Annotated in this window: 21 protein-coding genes; 9 read left to right on the top strand and 12 right to left on the bottom strand. The window is 69.8% G+C overall.

Going from position 1 to position 25839, the window contains the following annotated elements:
• Positions 1-108: 108 nt before the first annotated feature.
• Positions 109-1536 (bottom strand): non-reducing end alpha-L-arabinofuranosidase family hydrolase, encoded by a 1428-nt coding sequence (locus IE278_RS02665; RefSeq protein ID WP_189768267.1) that lies wholly within the window; start codon positions 1534-1536, stop codon positions 109-111.
• Positions 1537-2177: 641 nt separating this feature from the next.
• Between IE278_RS02665 and IE278_RS02660 the strand changes: the two genes are divergently transcribed.
• Entirely contained in the window at positions 2178-2828 is a 651-nt protein-coding gene (locus IE278_RS02660; RefSeq protein ID WP_189768264.1) for a uridine kinase family protein, read from the top strand.
• A 205-nt stretch (positions 2829-3033) separates the two neighbouring features.
• Here IE278_RS02660 and IE278_RS02655 read toward each other — a convergent pair whose 3' ends face one another.
• Entirely contained in the window at positions 3034-3942 is a 909-nt protein-coding gene (locus IE278_RS02655) for an NADP-dependent oxidoreductase (RefSeq protein WP_189768262.1), read from the bottom strand.
• Positions 3943-4269: 327 nt separating this feature from the next.
• On the opposite strand from IE278_RS02655, the gene IE278_RS02650 reads away from it, so the two are divergent.
• Positions 4270-4623: a MerR family transcriptional regulator gene (locus IE278_RS02650; protein ID WP_189768260.1), complete on the top strand. Its 354-nt coding sequence runs from the start codon at positions 4270-4272 to the stop codon at positions 4621-4623.
• A 191-nt stretch (positions 4624-4814) separates the two neighbouring features.
• On the opposite strand, the gene IE278_RS02645 is transcribed toward IE278_RS02650, so the two are convergent.
• From IE278_RS02645 to IE278_RS02625, 5 genes are all read right to left on the bottom strand, one after another.
• Positions 4815-5957, bottom strand: coding sequence for a PQQ-dependent sugar dehydrogenase (locus IE278_RS02645; protein WP_189768259.1), 1143 nt, complete (start codon positions 5955-5957; stop codon positions 4815-4817).
• Between the two features lie 214 nt (positions 5958-6171).
• Positions 6172-6855, bottom strand: coding sequence for a S1 family peptidase (locus tag IE278_RS02640; RefSeq protein WP_189768257.1), 684 nt, complete (start codon positions 6853-6855; stop codon positions 6172-6174).
• Between the two features lie 131 nt (positions 6856-6986).
• Positions 6987-7517 (bottom strand): hypothetical protein, encoded by a 531-nt coding sequence (locus IE278_RS02635; protein ID WP_189768255.1) that lies wholly within the window; start codon positions 7515-7517, stop codon positions 6987-6989.
• A gap of 172 nt (positions 7518-7689) precedes the next feature.
• Positions 7690-10461: an AAA family ATPase gene (locus tag IE278_RS02630; protein WP_189768253.1), complete on the bottom strand. Its 2772-nt coding sequence runs from the start codon at positions 10459-10461 to the stop codon at positions 7690-7692.
• Positions 10462-10649: 188 nt separating this feature from the next.
• A complete protein-coding gene (locus tag IE278_RS02625) occupies positions 10650-12017 on the bottom strand; it encodes a cytochrome P450 (RefSeq protein ID WP_373311893.1) in 1368 nt (455 codons plus the stop codon).
• 632 nt (positions 12018-12649) lie between these two features.
• Between IE278_RS02625 and IE278_RS42090 the strand changes: the two genes are divergently transcribed.
• Positions 12650-13102: a hypothetical protein gene (locus IE278_RS42090; protein WP_246569769.1), complete on the top strand. Its 453-nt coding sequence runs from the start codon at positions 12650-12652 to the stop codon at positions 13100-13102.
• A gap of 33 nt (positions 13103-13135) precedes the next feature.
• Here IE278_RS42090 and IE278_RS02615 read toward each other — a convergent pair whose 3' ends face one another.
• The 3 genes from IE278_RS02615 to IE278_RS02605 all read right to left on the bottom strand — a co-directional run bounded on the left by IE278_RS02615 (position 13136) and on the right by IE278_RS02605 (position 16937).
• Positions 13136-13681 carry a DUF305 domain-containing protein gene (locus tag IE278_RS02615; RefSeq protein WP_189768249.1) on the bottom strand — a complete coding sequence of 182 codons (546 nt, stop codon included), beginning with the start codon at positions 13679-13681 and terminating at the stop codon, positions 13136-13138.
• 26 nt (positions 13682-13707) lie between these two features.
• Positions 13708-15084 carry a DUF1996 domain-containing protein gene (locus tag IE278_RS02610; protein ID WP_189768246.1) on the bottom strand — a complete coding sequence of 459 codons (1377 nt, stop codon included), beginning with the start codon at positions 15082-15084 and terminating at the stop codon, positions 13708-13710.
• A gap of 134 nt (positions 15085-15218) precedes the next feature.
• Positions 15219-16937: a discoidin domain-containing protein gene (locus tag IE278_RS02605; RefSeq protein ID WP_189768244.1), complete on the bottom strand. Its 1719-nt coding sequence runs from the start codon at positions 16935-16937 to the stop codon at positions 15219-15221.
• Positions 16938-17265: 328 nt separating this feature from the next.
• Here IE278_RS02605 and IE278_RS02600 point away from each other — a divergent pair, with 328 nt between their 5' ends.
• From IE278_RS02600 to IE278_RS42880, 3 genes are all read left to right on the top strand, one after another.
• A complete protein-coding gene (locus IE278_RS02600; protein WP_189768242.1) occupies positions 17266-18258 on the top strand; it encodes a LacI family DNA-binding transcriptional regulator in 993 nt (330 codons plus the stop codon).
• Between the two features lie 98 nt (positions 18259-18356).
• Positions 18357-18668: a trypco2 family protein gene (locus IE278_RS02595; RefSeq protein WP_189768239.1), complete on the top strand. Its 312-nt coding sequence runs from the start codon at positions 18357-18359 to the stop codon at positions 18666-18668.
• Positions 18652-22989: a trypsin-like peptidase domain-containing protein gene (locus IE278_RS42880; protein ID WP_189768237.1), complete on the top strand. Its 4338-nt coding sequence runs from the start codon at positions 18652-18654 to the stop codon at positions 22987-22989. The genes IE278_RS02595 and IE278_RS42880 overlap by 17 nt, the downstream gene beginning before the upstream one ends.
• A 94-nt stretch (positions 22990-23083) precedes the next feature.
• Here IE278_RS42880 and IE278_RS02585 read toward each other — a convergent pair whose 3' ends face one another.
• The gene (locus IE278_RS02585) at positions 23084-23749 is read right to left on the bottom strand and encodes a nitroreductase (protein WP_189768235.1); all 666 of its coding nucleotides are present in this window, start codon (positions 23747-23749) and stop codon (positions 23084-23086) included.
• A 197-nt stretch (positions 23750-23946) separates the two neighbouring features.
• Here IE278_RS02585 and IE278_RS42875 point away from each other — a divergent pair, with 197 nt between their 5' ends.
• Positions 23947-24081 (top strand): hypothetical protein, encoded by a 135-nt coding sequence (locus IE278_RS42875; RefSeq protein WP_281403095.1) that lies wholly within the window; start codon positions 23947-23949, stop codon positions 24079-24081.
• 22 nt (positions 24082-24103) lie between these two features.
• The gene (locus tag IE278_RS42075; protein ID WP_246569767.1) at positions 24104-24268 is read left to right on the top strand and encodes a hypothetical protein; all 165 of its coding nucleotides are present in this window, start codon (positions 24104-24106) and stop codon (positions 24266-24268) included.
• Between the two features lie 91 nt (positions 24269-24359).
• Here the strand turns inward: IE278_RS42075 and IE278_RS02575 are convergent, their stop codons facing one another.
• Positions 24360-25376, bottom strand: coding sequence for an STM4015 family protein (locus tag IE278_RS02575; protein ID WP_189768233.1), 1017 nt, complete (start codon positions 25374-25376; stop codon positions 24360-24362).
• 173 nt (positions 25377-25549) lie between these two features.
• On the opposite strand from IE278_RS02575, the gene IE278_RS02570 reads away from it, so the two are divergent.
• Positions 25550-25810 (top strand): hypothetical protein, encoded by a 261-nt coding sequence (locus IE278_RS02570; RefSeq protein WP_189768231.1) that lies wholly within the window; start codon positions 25550-25552, stop codon positions 25808-25810.
• Positions 25811-25839: the final 29 nt, after the last annotated feature.

The raw sequence follows: 25839 nt of genomic DNA, 5'->3' as shown, positions 1-25839 counted from the left end.
CGGGGAGCAGGTGAGCATCGATCAGCAGGTGGAGTCGCCCATCCCGCAGACCGCTCGTCCGCGCGCCGGCCGACCGCACCGCAGCGCGGTCACCGTGCATCGGGAAGTTCAGCGCTGCAAGGTGAGGACACCCGGCCGCCACGGCAGCCTGTTGTAGTCACCGCCAGCGGTGGGGGACTTGCCCTGGTAGAGGAACTGCAGGTTGCAGGGGTCGATGGTCATGGTCTGGTCGGGGTTGTTGCGGACGAGGTCACCGTGGCTGATGTCGTTGGTCCAGGTGGCGCCGCTGTTGGCCTTGCCCGCGAAGGGGTTGCTCTCGCTCGCGGCCTGCGGGGTCCACGAGCCGCTCAGGCTGGAGGACGTGAAGGAACGGAAGTAGCGCCCGTTCGCACCCATCGCCTCGACGATCATGAGGTATTGGTTCTGGCCCTGCACCTTGTAGACCTGTACGCCCTCGAACAGGTTGGCCTTCGTGTCACTCATGATCGTCGTGTACGAGGAGCCGAAGCTGCCCGGGAAGTTCCCGATGGGCATGCTCGCCCGGTAGATCTTGCCGTTGTCACCGGCGAAGAACAGGTACATGTTCTGGCCGTCGGCGATCAGGGTCTGGTCGATCGGGCCGGTGTCGGACCCGGAGATGCTCCCGGTGAACAGCGGCTGCGGAGAGGACCAGCCGTTGGGGTTGGTGGGGTCGCTCGAAGTGCGGTAGATGAACGGCCACGCACCCCACTGGTACGCCAGCACCCAGATGTTCTTGGGCGCGAAGTAGAACAGCGTGGGTGCCACCGCGGCCTGGCTCATCCCGGACTGCCCGGCCGACGCCATGTCCGACCAGTTCGTGAAGGGACTGAACATCATCGAGCCGTACGACGCCGAACCCGACACGTTCGACGCGTAGACCAGGTGTTTGCCGTTGTGCGTCACGGTGGTGAAGTCCTTCACCGCGAGCCACCCGTTCCCCGGCTGCGCCAGCACACCCGTCGACGTCCACCGGTACGACGACGGAAGCGTACATGCGCCGTCCGGCGGCGGGGTCGACGTCAGTCCGGTCCACTTCTGGTTGCTGCCGCCGTTGCACGTCCACAGCTGTACCGCCGTGCCGTTGGCCGTACCGGTGCCCGCGGCCTCCAGACACAGTCCGGACTCCACGCCGACGATCGTGCCGTCGGAGTTCACCCGCCACTGCTGGTTCGCACCGCCGGAACAGGTCCAGAGCTGCACCCGGGTACCGGCCGTGGTGGCGTGGCCCGGAACATCCAGGCATGTGTTGCCGTACACGGTCAGCTGGTTGGCGTCCGTCAACGTCCACCGCTGGTTGGCCCCGTCCCAGCAGTCGTAGATCTGCAGGTACGTGCCGTTGGTCTGACTGGCGCCCGGCACATCGAGACACCGGTTCGAACCAACTCCGCGCAAGGCGCCGCTGCTGGCCGCCTGAGCCGGGCCGACGACGAGCATCGCCGCCAACGCGGCCAGGACCGTAATCGCGGCGGCGAGCACCCCGGACGGATGCCTGAGGCTGAATCTTCCTCTGCGCATGGGAACTTCCCCAACCTTGAGTAGGCGGTTCCGGTCGACCTCGTCAGAGGTCGACCGGGCTGTCGGTGCGGTGCGTCGTGCGGTGCTGCGCGTCGTGCAGTGCGGTGCGCAGCGGCGACGGATGCCCGCGCTCGCCGGCTCGTAGCCGGTTCCGCGCGCACCTCCCGAGGCCTCCTTCGCGCGACCACAGGAAAGTGGCTGACGCGTTCATGACACATGCACACACGGCGCACTCCTAGCGGCTCGGCGTTCGGCGCACGGCCCGGACACGTCCTGCTGCGCAATGGACCGACTTCAACGTGTTCGCAATACCGAACAGGGGCCGAAGTATCGAGCAGTCTGAATCATAGGGAGCCCGTAAATGACGTCAATACCTCTCGCATGTATCGCTTCCGGCACCGAAATCTTTCGAAGAGGCCATACGTGAAACTGTGCACGTCACACCACGTCACACCACACACAGGCTGAGGAGCTCTACCAGAAACGCGAGGCCGCCGGGCGATCTCGACGAGAGAATTCTCCGCATCCTTGCGGCCGTCGTACCGACTGTCCCCCGTGTGGATGGCGCCTCGGCTAAGGTCAGGCGACCTGCGGACCGTCAGGGCAGGTCCGACCCGTGTACGTCCGGAAGCAGGTTGTCGATGCGTCTACATCCAGGCGAGACCGGGGCCGTCGACTGGCGGGTGGTGACGCTGCTCGGCGCCGTCCGGCAGCTGCGCGATGCGTCGCCCGACGTCATGGGACGTCCGCGGGTGATCGCGATCGACGGCCGGGGCGGCGCCGGCAAGACGACTCTGGCCGAGCAGCTGTGCGAGGCGGTGCCCAACTCCGCCGTCGTCCACACCGACGACATCGCCTGGAACCACGCCTATTTCGACTGGGGCCTCTTGCTCGTCGAGAACATCCTGCAACCCCTGCGCCGGGGTGAGGCTGTGGACTTCCGCCCTGAGGCCTGGATCACCCACAACCGGCCCGGATCCATCGCCGTACCGGCCGGTGCCGACTTCATCTGGGTCGAGGGCACCGGCATCATCCGCGAGGAGCTTGCCCCGTGGTTGGACGCGTCGGTGTGGATACAGGGTGACCTCGATGAACAAGAGCGCGTGTCAGCCGTACGCGACGGTGACTCCCCCGAACAACTGGAGCACGTGGCGAGCTGGCTGCTGGAGGAACTGCCGTTCATGTTGCGAGAACAACCGTGGGCCCGAGCCACCATGATCGTCGCCGGCCCTCCGCGGATCGGCCACGCCCCGGACACCGAGTTGGTCATCGCCCCGCCGACCAGCCCTTGAGCCGGCCCAGTTCCGGTGGTAGCCGGAGCGGCGGGCGATGTCGGCGGCCAGGTCGACCCTCGCCGCGGAGGAGCCGAGGGCGTTGTCGCCGCCGTGACGACGACCCCGCCCGGCGCCGGCTGCGCGACACGGTCCGCAGCTTCCTTACGGCGCACGGATCACGCCACTTGAGCCAGAACCCGCTGAGATCTCAGGATCGGGCTCCTCAGATGCAGATCACGATCTTTCCTCGGGTGCGTCCGCCCTCGGCGTGCGCGTGGGCGTCGGCGATCCGCTCCAAGGGGTAGGCCTGTTCGATACGGGGTGTGTAGCGGCCTTGCCCGCCCAGTTCCGCCGCCGCGGACAGGAGAGTGGAGTCGTTCACCGCGTTGGCCACCTGCGTGCCCAGGCGCTGCCCGCCCGCGTGGTCGGCTACCGTCGCGACGCGCTTGGGGTCGCCCGCGATCGAGACGAGGTCGTCCAGGGAACCGGAGGCCGCGGTGTCGAGCACGAGGTCGACGCCCTGCGGAGCGAGGGTGGTGAGGCGCTGCGCGAGGCCGGGGCCGTAGGTGGTGGGAACGGCTCCGAGGGAGGCGAGGAACTCGTGGTTGCGTTCACTGGCTGTCCCGATCACGGTGTCGGCACCTTGTGCCACGGCGATCTCGACCGCCGCGCTGCCCACGCCTCCGGCGGCGCCTTCGATGAGGAGGGTGCGCCCCGCGAGGGGGCCGAGCGCGTCGAGCCCGCTCATCGCGGTCACGGACGCGAGACCGGCGCCAGCGGCCTGCTCGTCGTTCCACGTGGCGGGGGTGTGCGCCCAGGCCGAAAGGATGAACAGCTCCGCGGTCGCGCCGGTGACGCCGCCCAGCCCGAAGACCTGGTCGCCGATGCTCACCCCCTGCACCCCGTCGCCGATCTCGTCGACCACACCGGCGGCGTCGCGCCCGGGAATGCCGGGCAGATCCAGGGGGAAGATCTGCTGCAGGGCGCCGGAGCGCAGCTTCCAGTCGATGGGATTGACGCTGGCCGCGGCGACGCGGACACGAATCTCACCGGGCCCGGGGTGGGGGTCGGGGGCCTGCTCGATCACCAGGATCTCCGCTCCGCCGTATGCGTGGAACCGGGCTGCGCGCATGATGGTCTGCCTTACTTCGATGGGCCGGAATGAGGTGTTCATCCGGTGCTCGGCACTCTAAAACCTGACGTTGACGTGAGGTGCAAGTCGCAATTTCCGGACGTCCGGAGGAAGGCAGGCGCGGAGGGGTGAGGTTGCCTAGCGGGTGGGGTGAGAGTGGGGGCCCTGCGCGTGCACCGCACGAACGCCCTCGGGTCCCCTACCGGGCCATGATCAATCTCGGCGTCGACAGCGGTTCCGGCGGCCCTCAGGGCTGTCCCGGAGCCGGTATTGCTAGCCTCAACCTGACGTGAACGTGAGGTACGAGCGAAGGGAGCGGCCTGCGTCATGCGCATAGGACAGCTCGCCAGGCGGTCAGGGGTCAGCGTGCGGGCCCTGCGCTACTACGAGGAGCAGCGGCTCCTGGAATCGACGCGGACGACCGGTGGGCAGCGTGACTATCCCGACGAGGCCATGGAGCGGGTCCAGCTCATCCAGGACCTCTTCGCGGCCGGCCTCTCCAGCCGTACCGTCGTCGAACTCCTGCCGTGCGTGAGCACGGGAGTCGCGACCCCCGACATGCTCGACCAGCTCATCGTCGAACGCGACCGTATCGCCGCACGTATCCAGGACCTGACCCGGGCCAAGACCAAACTCGGCCATGTGATCGAGAATGTCAGCGCGGCGAACGTGGGCCGGTAACCGCACTGATCGCTGTGGTCGCGCCATGCCGTCGGCCTCGTACGGGGGCCCGCGCGGTCACCTCGAAGGCCGGCCCTCTTCTCTGCACAACTGCCCCTGCGACACCAGGTGATACCCGGTGTCGCAGGGGCGAGGTGCCGACGGAGACCCGGCCTTCGAGGTGAACGCGCAGGCCCCGAGGTCAGCGGCCGTTACGCGGGGTCGAGGCGGAAGACGCTGCCGCCGCTGGCGAGCACGTACAGTTCCCTGTCGCCGCCCTGAACGAACGAGACCACTTCGCCGGCGGTGACTCCGAGGTCGCTCACGCCGGTGACCTCGCCGTTCTCGATCTGAAGCGTACGGATGGTTCCGTCGCAGTAGTCACTGAAGACGTATCGCCCCTTGAGGTCCGCGATCTTGTCGCCGCGATAGACGTACCCGCCGGTCACCGAGCAGCCCAGGCCGCTGCGGTCGTACTCGTGGACCGGCGGCACGTGGTTCGCGGGCTCCGTGCCGCCCCGGAAGGGGTGGTTGCCCTCCATCTGGGACCATCCGTAGTTCTCGCCGCCGTCGCTGTCGGCCGGGGCCCAGTCGATCTCCTCCCAGTCACTCTGTCCGACGTCACCGATCAGCAGATCACCCGTGCCCTCGTCGAAGGAGAACCGCCACGGGTTGCGCAGCCCGTACGCCCAGATCTCGTCCTTCGCGTTCGGATCGTCCACGAAAGGGTTGTCCGGCGGGATCGCGTACGGCTCGCCGCCTCGCGGATCGATGCGCAGCAGCTTGCCGAGCAGCGTGTCGAGGTTCTGGCCGTTTCCGTGGGGGTCACCGCCTGAGCCGCCGTCCCCGAGCGCGATGTAGAGGTACCCGTCGGGGCCGAACTTGATGTCGCCGCCGTTGTGGTTCGCGTAGGGCTGCGTCTGGGTGAGGACCGTGCGCCGGGTGTCCGGCTGGATTTTGCCGTCCTGGACGGTGAACTCGTCCACCGTGCTGGTGCCTTCGAGGTTCGTGAACGAGATGTAGAAGTGAGTGAAGTCGTTGTCGAACGCGATGCCCAGCAGGCCTCGTTCGCCGTCGGTCGTGGTCTCGTCGGACACGTCGAGGACGGGCTGGCCGAGGCCCTGATCACTCAAGACCCGTACTGTTCCAGCACGTTCGGCGATCCAGACCGTGCCGTCGGGGCCGGCTGCGCCGGCGGTCGGACTCTGGGCCGCGGTCAGCGTCGTGAGCACGACCGTCGGGGCCCGAACTGGTGAGACGGATTCATCGGCGGAGGCTGTGGTCAGGGCCAGGGTCAGCGAAGCGACAAGGCAGAGGGTGCCGATGATCGCCGAGCTTCTGGTGCGAACTTTCACCGTGATCCTCCTGGAGGCGGCGAATCGGTAGGTCACGCAGTCAGCGGCCGGAATGCGGTGGGGATCCGTCCGTGACGGAACGCAACCTGAGTGGGGGGATGGTGGACTGCTGTCCACCTATGAGAATACTGAGACAACTGTGGTTGGTGGAGACGAAAACTGCCAGACTTCGTCCCCGGTCTCGGCCCGGTGCTGGGGCAGTACCGACCGCTTTTCAGTACGCGGTGAGGCCGAAGTGTGCCATGACCTCCGCGACGGGCTGGTGGTAGGAGATCCCGCCGGAGGTGCAGTTGCCGGTGGCCCCGACCAGAAAGCCGACGGCCAGGGTGCCGGAGTATGCCGGAGCGCCCGTGTCGCCGGGTTCCGAACACGTGGTGGACCGGATCAGGCCGTGGACGGCGCCCTCGGCGTAGTTGACCGTGGCGTTCACCGCGGTCACCCGGCCGCAGTGGACCCCGCTGGTACGGCCGACGTGGCAGAGCGACTGCCCGATCGCCGGGCTCGCCACCCCGGTGATGTCCTGGTAGACGCCCCCGCCCAGCGCGATGCCACCGGGCAGGTTCAGCGTGTTCGAGGTGTAACGGACCACCCCGTAGTCGTCGATGGGGTAAGAAGCTCCGGCGGTGACCCCCACCTGCACGGTACGGGCGGCGTCGGCGTACCAGGTGGTGGTGTGGGTGCCCGAGCAGTGGCCGACCATCACACCGTAGAAGACGCCGTTGCCGGTCGCGTTGAAGCCGACGACGCACCGGGCGCCGGTGGCCGCGTAGAGCATGGTGCCGCCCCGGATCGTCGTCAGTTGCAGTGCGGTGGCGGACGAAACGGTGCCGAAGAACAGGGTGACCACAGCCGTCACGGCTGTGGTCAGCATCGCCAGACAGGTGTGCAGACGTCTCACGGCCCCTCCTGGGGTCATCGGTGGCCCGGTACCGGACAGTTCCTTCAGGGTGCCGGTGCGACGGGCGCGGCGACAGACCTACTCCGGCCGTGACCGCGGCCGGGACGGGGCCCGGCCGCGGTCACGGGGTCTCAGGACTCGCAGCTTCCCGGGTAGTAGCTGTAGCCGTCGAGGTAGAGAAGATTGACTCCGAGCGCCTCCTCGTAGGCCACCGCCCACGTCGACTCGACCGGGTCCGCCCCTTCCATGTAGAAGGTCATGACGTCTCCCTCGGTGACCACATACCCGGAGAAGCTGTCGCGTTGGTCCTTCGCCGCGAACGCGCCCTCCGCAGTGAAGGCGTACGTCCAGTGACCGTTCGGTCGGTCGTTCGCGCCGCCGCACCAGACACCCACCACACTGGCGGGAACCGACCCCTGCAGTTCCTCTTCGTCGAGGTCTGAGGCGGGGTCAGGCGAAGTCGTCTCCAGGGTCGTGCCGGGTTCCGATGTATCCGGCTCGGGTTCCGGCGTCGTCTCATCCGGCGTGTAGATCACCTGGTCCGGGTCAGATCCCGAAGGCTCGGAGCAGCCGCTCGCCGTTGCGAGAACGAGGCCGAGAACGAGGCACAGCATCAGGGTGCGGCAGAGCTTGTAGGCCGTGTACGGCGCTGAAGGCAGCATTGTTCCCCCCTTGCAGGTCGGAGTACTTGTCCGACGTGAAGTCCTTCCGTGCAGCACGCTAGGCAAACGGGGGTTTGCGCGCCTCGGTGATTCCCCGGGGTCGTACCCCGGGTTGTCGGGCCACCCCGGGTTGTCGGGCCACGAGCGGCAGCGCGAACGGGTGCTCCGCCCGTCAGCTCTCCTCGTCCAGCTCGGTGATCAACCCCATCCGCGAGTTGATACCGAGTTTCGTGTAGGCGTTGCCGAGGTGGTATTCGATCGTCTTGACGCTGAGCACCAGTTCCCGAGCGATCTCCCGATTCGACATGCTTCGTCTGGCGAGCCTGGCCACGGTCAGTTCCTGCGCGGTGAGTCCCGTATGCCGGGCAGTGCCAGGACGTGCTTGTACGCGCCCGCAGGCGGCGAGCTCACGGGTGCACCGCTCCAGATACGGAGTGGCTCGCAGACGGAGGAACTTCCCCTGTGCGGCCTCCAGTTCGGCCACTGCCTTCCTGCGCCGGCCCTCGCGGCGCAAGAACGTGCCGTAGGAGAGGTGCAGGAGTGCTTCTTCCCAGCACGGGGTCCCCTGCGCGCAGAGCCGTACCCCGGTCCGGAATGCCTGGTCCGCCGCTTCGCGATGGCCGTTCGCCTCTTCCAGCAGGCCCCGACAGTGTGCTGCTGTGGCCTGGTCCAGCCATCGGCCTCGTACGGTCGCGCCCCTCTCGTACGGGATGAGCACCTCCAGGGCTTCCTCCGTGCGCCCGAGGCGCGTCAGGGCTTGTGACAGCAGCGGACGCCAGGCGACGATGCCGACCTCCTCCAGGCCGCCGCGGTGGGCGATCTCCTCGCTCAGGAAGGGGCTCAGCTCGGCCGCTGTACGCTCGTCGTCGCCTCGTGCGGTGTGCACCAGCGCGAGCGCTGTCGCCGCGAACGCACCGTCGTTGACGTCGGCCAGGGTCCGGGCGTGCTGCGTCGCGGCTCTGGCGTGGGCCTCGGCGTCCTCGTACTCGCCTCTGCCGGCGAGGGGGAAGGCGGTGAAGGCGTGGACGACCGCCAGGATCGATATCTGGTCGGTGTCCTCGGCCAGGGACACGGCCTGAGTGCCGTGCGCGACGGCTTCGTCCCACAGCCCGGACCGGTACTCGGTGTCGGTGAGGAAGCCCAGCGCCACAAGGGCCGCGTACGGCAGCCCGCCACGGCGGTGCGCGGCGAACGCCTCCCGTAAGTCGCGGCGTGCTTGCGGCAGTTGCCCGTTCCACAGTTGCAGCATGCCCCGCGCGAGCAGACCGTCCAGTTGTCGAGGGGTCTGGCGGGGTCCCGAGGGCGGTAGGTGGGTAAGGGAGCGGATGCCTTCCTCGTACCGGCCGGAGAGGGCCAGACCGATGGCGAGGGAGTCGGGCAGGAAGGATGACCGGCTTCCCCGCGGGAGTTCGAGCCCGAGCCGCGCCCACCGCACGATGTTCGGCGCGTCTCCCTGGATGAGGCACAGCCAGGCCATCTGCTCGGCGGCCTTGCGCAGGCTTTCGGCTCCGGTGGCCGCGTCGCAGCTCTCCCAGCACGCCGCGAGCCGTCGGCGCGCTTCGTCCAGGCGACCTGTGGTGAGGGCAAGATGCCCGAGCACGTACTGCTGTTCGGCATCGGGTGCCATATCGCGGATCGTCTGCTCAAGTTCGGTGGCCTGACTGACATCACCGGCGAGCAGACGGTACTCGACCGCCCGGATCAGCCATCGCTCACGAAGACCGGCCTCGGGAGACACGTCGGCGGCGGAGATCGCCGCCGCGGCGGCCGCCGCCCAGGCGCCGTTCTCGGCCTGCTCCGCTGCGAAGCGGATGAGTTCGTCCGTGAGCTCGCGGTCCGGTGCGACAGCGGCGTGCACCCGGTGCTGCAGCGCCGCGTACCGATCCTCGGAACAGGTGGCCGCCCGCTGATGCAGGCCGAAGCGTTCGGCCGGCCCCAGCCCTCGGTAGACGGCCGCCCGCAGCAGCGGATGGGGGAAGGTCACCCGGGGCACGGCGCCGGTGGGAACCTCCTCCAGGAGGTCGCATGCCATCGCCTCCGTCAAGGCACCCAACGGGTCCGGCACCGCCCCTACCTGTGCCGCCTGGTGCAGGGAGCAGGAGACGCCGAGGACGCTGGCGGCTTCGACCAGGTCACGTGCGGCAGCACCACAGCGCGCGAGCCGTGCCGAGACCAGACGCTCGTACCGGCGAGGGGCAGGCAAGACGGTGTGACCGCTGAGCACGTCAGCGGGAGCTTGCAGCAGTAGTGCCTTGGTGTGCAGCGGGTTTCCGTGCGTGTGCTCGCGCAGCCGGGCGATCGCCCAGCGGGGCAGGGCGGAGGGCCCCAAGGCCACCTGGAGCGCGACGACGTCAGAGAGGGCGAGGCCCTCCAACGTCAGCTTCAGCGTCGTGTCGTCATGGAGGATGCGGTGCAGTCCCTGCGGAAGCCGGGGATCGTGGGCGTCCCGCGTCAGCAGCACCGCCAGCAGCCGGTCCTTGCGCAGTCGCCGCAAGGCGAAGGTGAGAGCGTGCGGTGAAGGGGTGTCGGCCTCATGCACATCGTCGATCAACAGCACTACCGGGGTGCGGTTCTGGGCCTGCCCCAAGGCGTCCAGGAGCAGCGCGCCGACAGTGATCGGATCCCGCGTGGCGGCGGCCTCGGGCATGCCCAGGACCAACTCCCGCAGGCCCTCCGGCACATCGGGCAGCTGCGGTACGAGCTGTGCGACGAGACCGTAGGCGAGCTCCCTCTCCAGCTCTTCGCCACTGGCCTCGGCGACGCAGCACTCCGCGGCGGCATCGGACAAAAAACGCCGGGCCAGTGAGGTCTTGCCGATACCGGCGGGTCCGTCGACGAGCACGACCTGGGGCGCGCCACGAGCCGCCGCCTCCAGACGGCTCGCCATCCTGCGCAGTTCCTCCTGCCTGCCCAGGAACAGAGAATCTGGTGTCTGTCGCTGCACCTCAGCTCCTCCCCCTTGCAACCCAACTCCGTGTGGGCGACCACGCACGAACCTCCGCGGAAGGTTCGTTGCTGTCGCCGTCTTCACCCGACCGAGTGGCTCCGGCGCGCAGGGCAGGAACGCGGCAGCCTCACGAAGGAGCAGGGCACGCGTCTGTCCGCTGCCGTCGGGGCGAAGCGCGTGCCACGTCAGCCGCCGGGACGCGCCGACGTGGCTCGCACAGTGGCGTGCAGCCGGGTGGCGGGCTGGAGCTGGAGGCCGGCAAGAGGGGTGATGGCACCCTCAGCGACATCGAGTTGGAACCGCTGGGCCAGTGTTGCGAGGACCAGTGCCGTCTCGACGAGGGCGAAGCGGGCGCCGAGGCAGCTGCGCCGGCCGCCTCCGAACGGGAACCAGGCATGCTGCGGTACCGCCTCCCCGCCGTCGGCGTCCCAGCGTTCGGGTCTGAAGGACGTGGGGTCGCGAAACCAGCGCGGATCCCGGTGAGTGACCCACTGGCTGCACCACACCATCGTGCCGGCCGGGATCGGCGTGCCTGCCAGGACAGCGCCCTTCTGCGCGACGCGGGGCGGGATCATCCAGCCGGGCGGGTACAGCCGCAGAGCTTCTCTCACGATCTGCTGTGTCCAGGTGAGCTGCTCGTAGTCGTCGATGGTCGGGAGCCTGCCGGCCAGCACGCGCTCGAGCTCGGCGGCAAGGCGCGTACGAGCATTCGGTGCGGTCGACAGCAGATACCAGGACCAGGTCAGGGCGGTGGACGTGGTCTCGTGGCCACCGACCCACAGGGTCACCGCCTCGTCCCGTACCTCGGTGCGGGTGAGCGGTCGGCCTGCCTCGTCCCGGGCGGCCAGTAGTCTGCTCAGCGCGTCTTCGCGGCCGTCGTCCTGAGTCCGCGTCGCCCGGGCGTCGATGAGCCGGCCCATCTCCGTGTCGACCGCCGCGACGGCTTCAAGCAATCGCCGCCGGGCAGGGGTGCGCACCCAGGGTGGCAGGAACAGTCCGATGCCCCGCAGCTCGGTGCCGATCTCGCGCCCCGCCACGGTCATCGCCTCGGCGAGGACGCGTGCCTGGTCCCCGATGTCGTTGCCGAACAGGGTTCGGACCACGATCCGCTGGGTGAGCAGGGTCATCTCTCGCAGTACGTCGATCCGGGTCCCGTCCTGCCAGCGGTCCGCGAGCGCCGCGGCACATTCGACCATGGTCGCCGCGTACATGGAGACCTGGCGGGGGCGGACGGCTGGTTGGACCAGGGACCTCTTGCGGCGCCAGTCGGCTCCCTGGCTCCGGATGACGCTGCGGCCGACCAGGCGTCCGAATGCCCAGCCGATGTCCGGGGTCGCATAGTCTCGTTCGTGGGCGGCCAGCAGTTCCGCGATGTGTTCGGGGTGGGCGAGGAAGATGATCCGTGCCGGGCCGAGCGGCCAGGTCACCACGTCGCCGAAGTCGTCGCGCAGATGTTCCAGGAACGCCAGCGGCCCCTTGCCGAAGGCGGGCAGGTTGCCGAGGAACGGCAACCCCCGCGGGCCGGCAACGGGAAGAAAGGGGATAGGAGGCACCACAACCCAACGAGCCGGTGCTCCAACAGTTGCGTCCGCCGGAGCTCGGCATCACGGCTGTGGGCCCCCGTGCTCGAGGCCTACGGTGTGGGAGCACCGTCCTCCGATCGAGCAGCAGGGAGCAACAGTTCGTGAAGGTGAGATCCAGGCGCACGTACGCGACATCGCCGCCCGGCTCGGGGCAGACGTTCCCTACGCGCTGAAGGCTTTGGCAGGCCGGCTGGCCGACGACCCCGACCTGGGCCTGCCCTCGGAACTGCCCGGCGTCCTGACGGTGACGGTCGACGGCGACATGTTCGACAACTGCCCCGACCTGTCCGTCGGTTATCTCCGCGAAGCGGATCGGATCGACATTCGCTTCCTCGAAGCGCTGCCCTCCCCCGAGGCCTCCACGCCTGCCCCTGACCAAGAGCAACCGGAACCGGGCGAAGGCCAGGAGCAGTCCGGTGGTCCGTTGGCCGCCACGGTCACCGTGCGGCAAGTCGCCGACGCCTGGCGGCGCATCACCGGGTGGTTGAAGCACAACGCCCCCGACTCCTACGCCGCGCTCCGCGCCGGCGCCGGCCCAGCTGCCATCGCCGCCCTGGAAGAGTCTCGGCATCCCGATACCCGTCGAGCTGCGCACGCTGTGGATGCTGACCGGGGGCGACGACGGGGCCGACGGCTGGGGATGCCTTCCGGGCAACATGGCGCTGATGAACCTGGACGCCGTCGCAGCCCGCTACCGGCTGAAGACGGGCGCCCAGACCCGGCAGGCTGCCCTCGACGCCCGCCGTCCCGAGGAAGAGCGGATCACCGTGTGGGAGGCGACGCGGATTCCGGTGATCGCTTTGGGCCCGGCCGACCACACCATGGGCCTGTACCTGGACACGGCTACGGGCTGCCTGGGCTTCTTCTCCGGCGAAGTCGAAGCCCTCGGCGACGTACTCGACACGCTGGTCACCTACCTGGAGGAAGCGGCCGACATGCTGGAGACTCCGGCCCTGGCCGCACGGGACAAGCCAGGCCTGATCGGCGGGGCGCTGGTGTGGCTCAGCAGCGTCGACCCAGCACACGAGCAACGCTGGCAGCCTCTGTCCGGCTGACCACGTAGCCGACCACGTACGAGAAGGGGTCCGTCAATGTGTCGTAGGACGTGCTGCTCGCAGTTCGTCCAGATCGGCCATCTGCTGCGACGTGCTCCTCGCGATGGCCGTGGCCAGTCCCTTCGCCTCGTCGGCCCTGCCTTGGTTCTGTTCGCCGGCGCAGAGTGTTCGGGACTGGGTGAAGTGGGCGCGCAGTGCGTCGGTGAGGATCCGGTCGAACGGTCGGCCCTTCGTGGCGGCCGCCTTGTCGAGGGTGTCGAGGCTGACCATGCCTGGCATGTTGTGCCCCTCGTGGGGGCGTGTGTCCGGTACACCTGACAGTTTCAGTGCGGCCCGCAGACGGCGGAGATCCGTGCGCAGTGTCGAGCCCGTCTTCGCCGCCAGCGTGGTAACCGCCGGGTCCGCCGAGCGGGAGGGTGCCAGGTCGGTCAGCTGCCTGGCCCGCTCGGCCATGGGGATCATCAGCAGGATCCAGGCGGTGTCGGTCGCGTTGAAGGCCGATGTCCGCGACTCGGCGGCTGCCGGCGACGTACCGCCGGTTGTCGGCTGCGGGGAGCAGCCGACAACCAGCAGTGCCACAGCCGCGGCGCACACCGACCACAGGGTCAGAACGTGCCGGCGGAGTTGCACTTGGCCTTCTGGGTGATGCAGTCCTTCACACGGTGTCCGAGAGCGGCGTTGTCCCAGGCGTTGAAGAAGTCGCCGTGGATGGACGAGGCCATGCCCGAGGCCAGCCGGAAGCCCGCGCTGCTGCCGCTGGTCGGGTAGCTGACGACGAAGGACAGGTTGGGGATGGCGACGGGGTAGGCGCCGCTGCACTTGCCGTCGTAGGTGAACGCCACGTGCGACTTGTGGTCGGGGCTGTCGAGGTTCTTGCCGTCCCAGCAGTCGGGGAAGACGAGCTGGTGGGTGAGGTGGGCCTTGGGGGCGCAGACCGGCCAGTTGCCGTCGGCGCTGCGGCCGATCTCACCGCCCTCGCCGGAGCACCAGTACTGGCCCGTCGATCCCGCCGGGGTGGGCGTCTGCGCCTTGGCGTCGCCCGCGATCATGCGGAAGCCCTCCGGGAAGGGCACGGTCGCCGAGGGGTCGGGCAGCCGGGAACCGTAGTAGACGATCATGCCCTCGGCTTCGACGGCCTTGTCGCCCTCGTAGAGGCTGGGGATCCAGTACGCCGAGAGGTCCTCGGCGGGCGTGCAACTGGTCGCCTTGTTGGTGAGCAGGGACTGGGTCGTGGAGAACGCGTCGGTGCTCTTGTTGCCGAAGAAGCTGTGCATGTGGGACGCACCGGGCAGGCCCGGCAGGACGATGGGGTCGTCCTGCTTGGAGTGACTGTAGGTGCAGGTGGCGTTGAACTCCGGAACCCGGACCACACCGCCGGGCACCGCGGCCGGTGTCATCGCACGGAACTGGCTCAGCTGGGCGTTCCACTTGGCCTGGTCGACGGGGACCCAGCCGGGCGCCGCGCCGCCGCCCTCACCGACGAAGGAGAACCAGTTGATGTTGACGAAGTCACCGGACCCCGTACCCGTACCGCGCAGGACGGCGAACACCGTCTGCGAGCCGGTGGGGTGGCTGGAGACCTCGGTCTCCCGGGTCGCCCAGTTCTGCCAACCGCCGGTCGGCGAGACCGGGATGACCGCGAGCAGCGGTCCGGTGAGGCTGCCGGTACGCAGCTCCACCGTGCCCGAGCCGACGGCGGAGGCGATCCGGGCCGACACCGTCAGCCGGCCGGCCGTGCCGAGGTCGACGTTGTCGAACCGCATCCAGTCGCCGTCGGCGAGGAACGCGGCGTTCTGCCCGCCTCCCATGTCCGCGGTCGCCTCCAGCGCGACGCCCGACTGGGCCGCGTAGGACTCGGCCTGGACGGTGACCGTCGCGGCCTGCGCCCGCTGGGTCGAGACGGTCAGGCTCAGGGTGGCGGCCAGCGCCACCACCAGGGCATTTACCAAGAGTGTGTACAGAGGGACGCGATATCTGCGCATCTCACTTCCTCACGAACATCGGGGGCGAAGGGAGCGAACGAAGGGGCCGGGCAGGGCCGGGCGAAGGGACTGGTTCCTGCCGGAGGGCCGCTCCGCCCCGAGAGGGCGGGGCGGAGCGGCCCGGGAGCCGGGGGTTACTGATAGACCCGTACGAAGTCGACGAGCATCTTCGACGGGAAGGGAGTGCTGGCGTCCGTCGGGCCCGGCCAGTCACCGCCGACCGCGAGGTTGAGGATCATGTAGTGCGGGTGGTCGAAGATCCACGGCCCGCGTGTCTGCTCCACCTGGTCCTTGTCGAGGGTGAAGACGGTCCGGCCGTCCAGGCTGTAGGTGATGCCCTTGCTGTTCCAGTCGGCGGCCCAGGTGTGGAAGTCGTCGGAGAAGTCGGCGTTCCCGGGCAGGGTGTACGGCGAACCGATTCCGCCGCCGCCGTTGTAGGCGGGCGCGTGGACGGTCGAGTACGCCGTCTTCACGTCCTTGCCGAGGACCTCCACGATGTCGATCTCGCCGTTGTACGGCCACGGCCGGCCCGTCAGGAAGTCGGCGCCCATCATCCAGAACGCGGGCCACAGGCCGTTGCCCTTGGGCACCTTGATGCGTGCTTCGACGCGCCCGTAGGTGAACTGGAACGTCGCGCCGGTGTTCATCCGCGCCGAGGTGTACTGGCAGGTGGTGCTGCCGCTCAACGGGTCGCGCGGGCACGACGATCCGGCGGTGACCTCCTTGCGGGCCTCCATCACCAGGTGTCCCGAACCGTCCAGTGAGGCGTTGCGGTGGTCGGTGTAGTACTCCAGTTCATTGTTGGGCCCGGTGCCCGGGTCGGCCCGCCACTTCGAGGCGTCGGGCCTGCCGCCCGCGGCGCCGTCGAACTCGTCGCTCCACACCAGCCGCGGCGGGTTCGCGGGGTCGCTCGGCATGGGCGGGGGTGTGATCGGGGCGCCGCCGGAGCCGTACACCTGGAACTCCCAAAGCGAGTAGCCGTACGGCGTGGCGCGTTCCGTGCCGTACATGCGCACATGGCGGCCGGAGCCGGAGACCGTCAGGGTCTGTTTGAAGCCCGTGCCGGAGGTCGTCGAGTAGATCGGCGTCCAGTCGGTGCCGTTCGGTGAGACCTGGATCTGGAAGGACTTGGCGTAGGCGGGATCCCATTGCAGGACGACCTTGTCGATCTGCGCCGTCGCGCCGAGGTCGATGGAGATCCAGCCCGGGTCGGTCCAGCCGGTGGTGGAGCTGGTGGCCCAGCGGGAGGCCGGGTCCCGGTCGAACGCCCTGGCCGGTGTGCACTCCCAGCAGTTCCCGTCGCTCTGGGAGGAGGAGGCCGCGCCCGGCCTGCCGTAGGAGAGCAGCCTGCCGGGGTCGCCGCCGGAACCGCCGGCGGTGCCGTACACCTGGAACTCCCAGAGTGAGTAGCCGTAGGCGGTGGCGCGTTGCGTGCCGTACATGCGCACATAGCGGCCGGTGCCGGAGACGGTCAGGTTCTGGGTGCCGCCGGTGCCCGTGGCCGTCTGGTGGACGGTGGTCCAGCTCTGCGCGTCGCTCGACACCTCGATCCTGAACGCCGTGCCGTACGCGGCTTCCCAGTTGAGGACGACCCGGCTGATCCCGGCACTCGTCCCGAGGTCGATCTGGATCCACTGCGGGTCGGCGAAGGCGCTGGACCATCGGGTGCCGGGATCTCCGTCGACGGCGCTCCGCGCGTTGAAGTCCCCTTCAGTACTTGAGGCGGTGGCGGTCTTTCCCTGCGAGAGCAGGGCCTCCGCAGCCTGTGCGGGAGGTGCGGGCAGAGCGATGAAAGTGAGTAGTGAGGCCGCGAGTGTCAGAAATAAGGCGAAGCGACGCAGCGGGGCTTGCATGGGCGACTCCTCAAGTGGGGGCGAGGTGAGGGAGCGCTCCCTGAAGGGGAGAATGGAGGGGCGCGTGAGAGCTGTCAAGAGTTGTTTCACCTTGAAAAAACAGGGGCGTAACGCGTTCGACTTATGGAGGGAGCGGTCCCTGAGGGGTCCCGTGGCGGGATGTCGGCCCGAGCGCGGCGCAGGGGGCCAAAGGCTCTTCGGCATGCTCATGACGCCCCGGCCTGCGGATACGCTGCTTGCAACGTCATGACGCTGAGCCGGAGGTCGCCCTGATGAGAAAACCCGCCCCGCGCACGAACCCGGGCGGCGGCACAGGGGACGGACAGGTATGAAACGCCCCACTCTGGAAGTGGTCGCCGCTCGGGCGGGCGTGTCCAAATCGAGCGTCTCCCGCGTCATCAACGGCGAGACGACGGTCGCCCCGGAGATCCGGGACGTCGTCATGCAGGCGGTGCACGAACTGGGTTACGTGCCCAACGGGGCCGCCCGCAACCTCGTCACCCGCCGCACCGACACCCTCGCCGTGGTGGTCTCCGACCCGCCGCAGGGAGTCGTCTCCGACGACCCGCTCTTCTCCGCCGTGGTCCGCGCCGTCAGCAGAGAGCTGGAGAAGGCGGGCAAACGGCTCGTGCTCATGCTCGCGGAGTCGGACCAGAGCCGGACCCGCGTGGTGCAGTACATCGCCGGCGGACACGTGGACGGCGTGCTGCTGGTCGCCCTGCACGGTACGGATTCCCTGCCGGCCGCGCTCGCCCGGCAGGGTCTGCCCGTCGTGTCCTTCAACCGCACCTCCGCACAGGACGTCCCGTACGTGGCGCTGGACAACGCCGGCGGTGCGGCACTGGCCGTAGGTCATCTGCTGGAGCGCGGCCGGCGCCGGATCGCCACCATCACCGGGCCGCTCGAACTCTACGAGGCACGTGAACGCCTCGACGGCTACCGGCAGACGCTCCGGGACACCGGCCGTCGCTCGATCGTGGCACTGGGCGACTTCACGCGAGTCTCCGGCGCCGAGGCCATGCGCCAGCTCCTGGAGGACGACCCCGACCTCGACGCGGTGTTCGCGTCCAACGACCTGATGGCGATCGGAGCCCTGCGCACCCTCCAGAAGGCGGGCCGACGCGTTCCCGAGGACGTGGCGGTCATCGGCTTCGACGACATCGAGGCCGCGTCCTACACGAGCCCCGCGCTCACCTCGGTACGCAGCCCGATGGCGGACCAGGCGACCGCGGCCGTCCACCTGCTCCTCAACCTGATAGACGGCGGCCCCACGGACCCGGTGATCATGCCGAACGAACTCGTGGTACGCGAATCGACCTGACCGCGCGACCGGCCTCCCGTCAGCGCAGCCCACCGGTGTCGCGCCGCGCCGACTTGTAGCATCTGAGCACCGCCGTACAAGCCGTACCAGGGGGACGCGTGATCGAACTGGCCGACATGATCCGGGAGTTGCGTGAGCAGCTGACCTCGGCCCTCGCGGACGGCGACGGCAGGATGCTCCGCTTCGAACTGGGACCCGTGGAGGTCGAGACGTCCGTCGCCGTCACCCGGGAGGGCGGCGGCGACGCGAAGGTACGGCTGTGGGTCGTCGACGCCGGAGCCAGCGGCACGTACGGGCACGCCGAGACGCAGCGGATCACGCTCACCCTCGTTCCCAAGGTCGTGCCGCCCGGCGGGGGTCCGGCGGAGACGGCGCTGATCACGGGTGACGAGGTTGACGACGAGATCTGAGCGCGGGATACGGCCGGAGCGCACCGCGGAGATCATCGTCAGCATGCCGGCGGGCGGGGGCGGTGGGCGGCGTGGTTCCGGGTACCTCGTCGCGCCGGGCACGGTCCTCACCGCCGCGCACGTCGTCACGGGCGCCGACGGCATCCGCGTCCGCTTCCAGGCGGGGCGGCCCGGGGAACGAGTCGTCGACGCCGAGTTGGCCTGGTCGAATGACGCCGTCGACATCGCCGTACTGACGTTGCCGGAGACCGCCGCCGAGGACGTCCCGCCCGTCTCCCTCGGCAGGATCGACGAGCAGGACACGGTACTGAGCTGCACGGCGATGGGATTCCCCCGCTTCAAACTGCGTACCGACGCAGCCGGCAGGCGCTTCCGGGACGCCGAGCACATGGACGCAAGTTGCGCGGTGCTCGCCAACCGGCGCGAGGGCACCCTGGACCTGCGGATCACCGCGCCGCCCGCCGAGGACCCGGACCCCGCGCGGGACGCCTGGGAAGGCATGTCGGGCGCGGCCGTGTTCAGCGGCGCACACCTGGTCGGTGTCGTCAGCCGCCACCACCGCAGGGAGGGGCCGGGCCGGATCGCGGCGGGACGGGTCGACCGGTGGGCGGACGCGCTGAGCGCGAGCGAACGGGCCCGCCTGGAGAGCCTGTTGGGCCACGACCTCATGGCGCTGCCCAGCAGCGGGCCGGCCGCCGCCCTCGACCTCGTCCAGGAGGCGTACCGGGCGCAGCTCACCGACATCGCGCCCGAACTGCTCGACCGGCGGGAGTCCGAACTGGCGGACCTGGTCTCCTTCTGCGGCGGACCGGAGCCGTACCTCTGGCTGCAGGGTCGTCCGTGGGCGGGCAAGACAGCACTGGCGGCCTGGTTCGCGCTGCGTCCGCCGCGTGGGGTCGTGCCGGTGTGGTTCTTCATCACCGCCCGGTACGCCGGACAGTCCGACAGCGACGCGTACACGGCGGCCGTCGTCGAGCAACTCGCGGCGATCGTGGGCCGCGAGCCGGCCGTCGCGGGTTCCCCGGCGGCCCGCGACGGCGAACGCCGGCTGCTGCTGCGGGAGGCCGCGGAACGGGTCGCCGAGGACGGCGGCACGCTGCTGCTCGTTGTCGACGGCCTCGACGAGGACCAGTCCCGGGTGCCCGGTGGCGCGGGCACCAGCATCGCCTCCCTGCTGCCGGGACGCCTCCCGCCGAACGTCCGCGTCCTGGTGACCAGTCGGCCGAACCCCGGCATCCCGCCGGACGTCACGGGCGGGCACCCGCTGCGCCACTGCCCGGTCGTGGAGCTGGCCACCTCCGAAGCGGCCCGCCACACCGAGCACGAGGCGAAGTTCGACCTGCAACAGGCCTTGGCCGGCGACCGGTTGGAGCGTGATGTGGTCGGCCTGCTCACCGCCGCGCGTGGCACCCTCTCCATCGAGGACCTGCGCGAACTGACGGGTGAGACGGGCTACTCGCTGCGGCAGAAGCTCGGGAGTGTGTTCGGCCGCATCCTGCGGCTGCGGGGCGGCGGTATCGGCGGTTCCGGCGAGGCCGACGTGACGCTGTACACGACCAGCCGCGGCTACCTCTTCGCCCACGAGACACTCCTCGTGGCCGCCCGGGACGAACTCGGGCCGGACGTCGACACGTACTGGGAGCGGCTGCGCGTCTGGGCCGAGACGTACGAGCGCCGGGGCTGGCCGGAGAGCACCCCGCTGTATCTGCTCCAGCCCTACGGCCGTCTGGTGGCGTTCCTCCAGGACGCGGGACGCGCCACCGCCCTGGCCACGGACCTACGGCGGCGGAACCGGCTGCGGGAGGCGACGGGGAGCGACGCGGCGTGCCTCGCGGAGATCGCGGCGGCGCGGGAGACGGTTCGCCGGGGCACCCCCGACGACCTGGGGGCGCTGGGCGCGCTGGCGGCGGCGGAGGATCTGGTGGCCCGGCGCAACGAGTCGTTGCATCCGGACATCCCGGCCGGATACGCGCGACTCGGCCGGGTACGCCATGCCCTCGGCCTGGCCCGCAGCGTCTTCAGGACCGGGGACCGCGCCAGGGCCGTACTCGGTGTGGCACGTGTCCTGGCGGAGACGGGTGACAGCCGGACGGCCGGGCTGGCGGAGGAAGCGGCGCGGCTGGCGGAGCGGGCGATGAACGAGGCGGCGTCCGGCCGCACGGGCGGCCTGCCGGCGGCGCAGGGCGTGTGGGCGGCGCAGGGTCTGCGGGCGACGGCCCTGGTGTTGGCGGGGCGTGAGGAGGAGGCGGTGCGGGGGTTGCGTGAGAAGCCCCGGGCCCACGACGGCCCGGGCGCCAAAGCCTTCGTCGGGGCCCTGATCACGACCGCGGGCGTCCTGCGGGACCCGGCGGCCGCGGCCGGCCTGCTCCGGCTCGCGGAGGAGTCCGCCGAGCTGATCGAGTTCCTTCCGGACCGGGTACGCGTCCTGGCGGCCCTCGCCGAGACGTGCGCGGCGTGCGGCCTTCCCGACGACGCGACACGGCTCTACGGGGAGGTGGCCGAGCTCGCCGGGTGTCGTGACACCAGCGACTTCGAGAACCTTTACGCCATCACCGCGGAGGCCCTTCGGGACACGCGTCCCGAGGATGCGGAGCGACTGGCCCGGATGCCTGCGGCCCAGCCGCGCGGGGTCGAGCACGTAGCTGGGCATGGGGGCGGGCACGGAGCCGAGCGTGGGGGCTGGCACGGAGCCGATGGCAAGGCGACGTGTGGTGACGTCTGCGCACTCGTCGCGGCCGGCCGGATGACGGAGGCCCACCGGCTCGCGGAACACATCGGCAATCCGGGCAGGTTGCGTGCCCAGCGGGTCGTCTGGTCGGTGGTCGCCGAAGGCTGGGCCCGCCGGGGTTCGGCCACCGAGGCCTGGGCGGCACGCGAACAGTCCCGGCGGGCCGGCGTACTCGACGGCGACATCGACGACACCACTCAGCGCGTCGTCGAGTCCCTTGTACGCGCTGGTGCCGATGCCAGTGCCAGTGCCAGTACCAGTACCGGTGTCGGTGCCGCCGAGCAGCTGGTGGCCGCGTTGGTCGCCCAGGAGTACTCCGCACCGGACGGCCCGTCCTGGTGGGAGGCCGCCGAGGTGCTGGCCGTACTCGCCGGGCACCTCGCCGCCACCGACCCGCAACGAGCGCTGGAACTGCTCCACACGGCCGAGCACGGGCCGCCGCGAACCGCCACGAAGGTAGCGCCGACGGTCGATCAGGAGCGTCTCGCCGCCCTGGCGGGTGCCCTCGCCACCGCGGGCCGGCCCGACGAAGCGGAACGACTGGTGACGGCGATCAGCGAACCCTCCGTACGCGCCTGGGGCCTCGCCGCCGTGTCGCTGGCCGTAGCCGCAACCGACCCCGGCCGGGCGCTGCGTCTCGCCGAGGCGGCCGTCGACCTGTCGTCGGAGCTCGACGAGGACTGGGCGACCCCCTCCCCCATGGCCACCGCCGTCCAGGCCCTGGCATGGGCCGGCGCGGGCGAACGCGTCGCGGACATCCTGCGGGCCCCGGCGCACGAGAACGCCCCGCCGGGCACGTACGACCGCGATCGTGCGCGTGTCGAGGCCGCCGGGGGACTGTGGGCGCACGATCCGTCGGGGGCGGCCCGGCTGGTGAACGACCTGCTCGGCGAAGTACTCGACGGCGTGCCTGGCGGCGCGAGCGGCGTGGGCGGCGATTCCGTGCTGCCCCTCGTACGGCTGCTCGTCGCGGTGGGGCCCCACGACGGTGAACTCGGCGCGCGCGTCAGGCAGGTACTGCACTCCCCCGCCGTCCTGGACCCCTCGGAGGATGTGGGTACGGGCTACCGAGGCCATGACGGGCTCCACCCGGGCAGCAGAGAGGTGCTGCTCAGTCTGCTGACCGCCACCACCGACCCGACCGGCGCGCGCAGGCGCCTCGACGGGATTCGGAGATACGCGCCACCGCGGCCCGGTGGCGCACGGGCGGTGAGCGGATCGGCCCTCGTCCACGCCGCGCTCGGCGACCACGAGAGTGCGTGGACCATGGCCGCGCGCGGAGAGGACGCGGAGCAGCGCGCGACGGCCTTCGCCCACCTCGCCGCGTACGCCGCCCTGTTGCCCGGCGATCGGGTACCGGTTCCGGTTCCGCTCCATGACCCGTCCGACGTCGTCCTGCTCGCCCGGCGCCTGGCCACGCTCCTCTTCCCGCCTCCCGCCGGCCCCGACCTCCCGCGTGCCCGGAGCCTCCTCGCGGAGGCACTGTCCCCGGAGGGCTGGCAGCACGCGCTGCCGGTACTCGCCGCGATCGATCCCGATGCGGTACTGCGGGTACGGGACGTCGTCTTCGCCCACCTCGGGTTCGACGCCTGAGGGCCCGGTTCCCGGACTGCCTTGACGCGCCGGGACCACCCGCCGGAAGGGAGTAACACCGCCCGTGTGAGCGGCGGGGCGTCGGAGCGGACCGTCACGCTCCGAGGAAGCTCACTGTTTCTGTCACGTCCGCCCGCCCGGTGCGCAGTTGTGCCGCGCCTTCCTTCTCGAATCCCACCGAGACACCGCAGAACAGCACACGCCCGTCGTCGGCTCCGACCAGCTGGCTGACGGTCCTGCGGTACTGCGTCCACATCACCTGGGGGCAGCTGTGCAGCCCTTCCGCCCTCAGCAACAGCATGACCGTCTGCACATACATCCCCGCGTCCGCCCACTGCCCGGGGCCCATCGTCCGGTCGAGATAGCAGAACAGTACGACCGGCGCCCCGAACGCTCCGGTGTTCAACGCGGCGATCTTCATAGGCCTGTCAGGGTCGTCGCGCTCGATTCCCAGCGCCTCGTACCGCAGGGCAGCCGCAGCGGAGAAACGGTCCAGATACGGTGAGGCCAGATCGGGCGGGTACATCGGATACTCGCGCTCATCACCGGGGTCCCCCGTCAGCGCCCTGGTCGTCGCGCGCCTTTTCAGTTCGGCCAAGGGTTCGCCCGTCACGACATACACATGCCAAGGCTGAAGGTTGCCGCTTGAGGGAGCCCGCGCCGCTGCGGCCAGCACTCGATCAAGTACCTCCCTGGGTACGGGCTCGTCGCTGAACGCCCGCACAGCCCTGCGACTGTTCACGGCTTCATACACATCCATGTGTTCGTCCTCTCACCAAGGTCAGCTCTACGGATGGGCCTTGCTGCGGATTGCTCCGCATGATGATCCTGCTGCAATAACCTCCGCGGCCATCAGGCAACATGAGCCCGGCTCCCCTCGCGCCACGCGTATGGCCGGGAACACGGCGGCCCGGCCGGGCTGGTGAGCGATACCGGCGTGAACGACGGAGGCAAGACGTGAGGACAGACGTGGACCTGGATTCGCTCCGCTGGGCGGTGGCCGGAATGTGTGTCACCTTCTCCCGGGACCTGAGCCCCGAGGAGGTCTTCACCCGGTACGGGGCCGACGGCGCTCGCGGCGCACGAAGGTGAGGGCGCCGGGACGGCACCTGCGGTGGCTCTCGTACTGGACCATCTCGGCATCGCCCTGGACGACGCCACCCTCGCCGGGCCCTGGCCCAGCCTGACGCTCGCCGAGGACGACGCTCCGTCGGCACCACGGGGCGACACCTACGCGGGCGAGGGACCGGTTCCGCCCGGGGCTGTCGAGATCTTGTAGGACCCCGCAACGGGCGGCCCTGTCGCGGTGTCCGAGCTCAAGATCGATGAGTTATCGGTGAGCCAGGACTCTTCGACCGCTCTCGCGGGGTTCACTCCGCGACGGCGACATAGCGCTGGACGGTGTCGTCATCGTCGGCGTCCGGTTCCGCGTCGCCCCGGTCGAGGTCCACCTCCACACCCGCGGGTTCGAGCGTCTCGCGTATCCGTTGCCGGAACGGCTCGCTCAGGAAGTTGTGGTGCAGGTCCAGCTTCTTGAGGTGAGTGAGTGGCTGGCCTTCGAGGAGCGCGGCCGCGCCGTCGTCGCTCAGCGTGCCCATGGACAGGTCGAGCACGTCGAGCCGGGCAACCACCGGAGCGGAGGCCAGGGCGGCGGCGATCTCGTCCTGGATCTCGCTGTTGCGCAGGGCCAGGTGTCGCAGCCGGGGTAGCCGGTCGCCGTACAGGATCGGTTCCAGGTCGGCGACCGTACAGTCGCTTCCGTACTCCGAGATGCCCAGCCACAGGTCGAGGTGCTCCAGCGCGGGCAGTTCACTCGCCCCCACACCGCGTACGACGTCCGCCCGAAGGCCACCGCTCTGCACAGTCAGCCTGCGCAGCGCGTCATGGCGCAGGGCAGGGAACCGCAACCGCAGTACCTCTCCCATGGAGTTGCCCTCCCCCGCGCGCACGCCGAATTCCTCCAGCGCGGGAAAGCCGGCCAGCAGCGGTGTGACGTCGGTCTGGCTGATCATGGAGATCTCGGCCTCCTCGCCCACGATGTCCCCCAGGAACAGTGACCGCAGGGCGGGCAGCCGGTCACGCGCGGCCAACAGTGACTCGATGGCCTGAGAGGGGTCCGTGTCGAGGGGGTCGTCCCAGCTGCCGACGATCAGGGCAGGGACCCGCGTGGTGTCGACCTCGGCGCAGAAGCGGTCGAAGGCCTCGTCCCAGGACTCCTCTTCGGGTAACGGCTCCCCCACGGTGCTTCGCCAGACCACCGCGTCGGGCTGGCCGTTGATCCGCCATGCCACGGCGTCGGGTGCGGGCAGCACCGTCGCCGCCTCCCGCGCGGGAAACGTGAAGGCGGGAAGGCCGTACAGCTCCTCCATCCGGTCGTAGAAACTCATCCGGGCTGCTCCTGTCCTGCTGTACGAGGCGACGAAGGGGAACGACGAAGGGCAAATCTGCTGGGGCCCACTCTGGCAGGGGTGTCCGTCCACGGGTTGACGGACCCTGGTGGTGTAGGGGGTGGCCCCTGTACCCGTAGCCTTACGCGACACCCGATGCGTACCATGCGGCCATGGACACAGGCCTGGGCACGGGCGATGGTTGCGAACTGCCCGCCACCGCGATCTACTGGCTCACCGACGATCCGCAACCAGGGCTGGTCCTGGTGGAGTTCGCCGACGCCTACGGCCGCCCTCACCAACTGGTCGGCAAGACCGCCTCTGTCGACGGAGACCTGCAGTCGACCTCGGACTACCCGTCCGCTCAGCCTGACGATGTTCGTCCCAGCGGCGCCCAGCGGCGCCCAAGCCAGGGACAAATTGTCCCCGGTTAAAGTCGGCCTTCATCCGATTCCTGGTTCGC

The sequence above is a fragment of the Streptomyces tauricus genome (assembly GCF_014650955.1).
GTDB classification, from domain to species: Bacteria; Actinomycetota; Actinomycetes; order Streptomycetales; family Streptomycetaceae; genus Streptomyces; species Streptomyces tauricus.
The sequence above is the reverse complement of the archived record's forward strand: the minus strand, read 5'-3'. Positions and strand labels throughout refer to the sequence as shown.

Coding starts and splice junctions, on each gene's coding strand:
- IE278_RS02665 (WP_189768267.1), bottom strand. CDS start 1,536: ATGCGCAGAGGAAGATTCAGCCTCAGGCATCCGTCCGGGGTGCTCGCC.
- IE278_RS02660 (WP_189768264.1), top strand. CDS start 2,178: ATGCGTCTACATCCAGGCGAGACCGGGGCCGTCGACTGGCGGGTGGTG.
- IE278_RS02655 (WP_189768262.1), bottom strand. CDS start 3,942: ATGCGCGCAGCCCGGTTCCACGCATACGGCGGAGCGGAGATCCTGGTG.
- IE278_RS02650 (WP_189768260.1), top strand. CDS start 4,270: ATGCGCATAGGACAGCTCGCCAGGCGGTCAGGGGTCAGCGTGCGGGCC.
- IE278_RS02635 (WP_189768255.1), bottom strand. CDS start 7,517: ATGCTGCCTTCAGCGCCGTACACGGCCTACAAGCTCTGCCGCACCCTG.
- IE278_RS42090 (WP_246569769.1), top strand. CDS start 12,650: ATGCTGACCGGGGGCGACGACGGGGCCGACGGCTGGGGATGCCTTCCG.
- IE278_RS02610 (WP_189768246.1), bottom strand. CDS start 15,084: ATGCGCAGATATCGCGTCCCTCTGTACACACTCTTGGTAAATGCCCTG.
- IE278_RS02605 (WP_189768244.1), bottom strand. CDS start 16,937: ATGCAAGCCCCGCTGCGTCGCTTCGCCTTATTTCTGACACTCGCGGCC.
- IE278_RS02600 (WP_189768242.1), top strand. CDS start 17,266: ATGAAACGCCCCACTCTGGAAGTGGTCGCCGCTCGGGCGGGCGTGTCC.
- IE278_RS02585 (WP_189768235.1), bottom strand. CDS start 23,749: ATGGATGTGTATGAAGCCGTGAACAGTCGCAGGGCTGTGCGGGCGTTC.
- IE278_RS02575 (WP_189768233.1), bottom strand. CDS start 25,376: ATGAGTTTCTACGACCGGATGGAGGAGCTGTACGGCCTTCCCGCCTTC.
- IE278_RS02570 (WP_189768231.1), top strand. CDS start 25,550: ATGGACACAGGCCTGGGCACGGGCGATGGTTGCGAACTGCCCGCCACC.